This window comes from Pandoraea bronchicola, assembly GCF_902459805.1.
Classification (GTDB): Bacteria; Pseudomonadota; Gammaproteobacteria; order Burkholderiales; family Burkholderiaceae; genus Pandoraea; species Pandoraea bronchicola.
The window spans coordinates 1-899 of the sequence record NZ_CABPST010000028.1 but is presented as its reverse complement, the minus strand read 5'-3'; the positions used below and the strand labels follow the sequence as shown (position 1 = coordinate 899).

1 protein-coding gene is annotated in these 899 nt (G+C 58.1%); it reads left to right on the top strand.

The window, feature by feature from the left end:
* Positions 1-883: IS3 family transposase (locus PBR20603_RS23995; protein ID WP_246174971.1), on the top strand; the 883-nt coding region annotated here is incomplete at its 5' end.
* Positions 884-899: the final 16 nt, after the last annotated feature.

Below are 899 nucleotides of genomic sequence, written 5' to 3'. Positions count from 1 at the left end.
AGCTCTGAAGCCTTCTCGCAAACGGGCACTGATCGACGAGTTGCGTGATCGGTATCGGGCAAGCCTGACCAAAGTGTGCGCGTTATTTCGCATGTCGAGGTCACTGTACGGATACCAATCGGTGGCTCGGGACTCGTCGGCATTGCTTGCGCGCATCAAAGAGATTGCCTCGACTCGCGTGCATTACGGCTATCGCCGTGTTCATGTGATGTTGCAGCGCGAAGGCTGGCAGGACAACCACAAACGGGTCTATCGGCTCTATCGGGCTGAGGGTTTATCGCTGCGACATAAGCGGCCGAAGCGAAACAAATCAGCGCGGTTGCGCCAACCCAAGAGCATCGTCACGGCCATCAATGAGATATGGAGCATGGACTTCGTCTCCGACGCATTGTTTGACGGTAGACGCCTACGTGCTCTGACAGTGGTCGACAACTACACGCGGGAGAGCTTGGCCATCGATGTGGGGCAGAGCTTGAAGGGGGAGGACGTCGTGCGAGTCCTGACGATGATTGTGGCTGAGCGGGGTGTGCCGCAGACGATCAAAGTCGATAACGGCAGCGAATTTATCTCGAAGGCGATGGACCGGTGGGCTTACGAACACGGGGTCGAACTCGATTTCAGTCGACCGGGAACACCGACCGACAACGCCAAGGTCGAGAGCTTCAACGGGCGCTTCCGACAGGAATGCCTGAACGAGCATTGGTTCTTGTCTCTGGACGACGCCCGAGGCAAAATCGCCGCCTGGCGACAGTACTATAACGAGAGCCGTCCCCACTCCGCATTACGGTGGGAGACCCCCGCCGAATTCGCCCGTCGGGCGCGGCAGCGCGCCTTGACGGACGAAACCCCGAAGCCGGAAATTTCTACTTCTGATCGGTACTAATTCGGGTGTAGGGTCA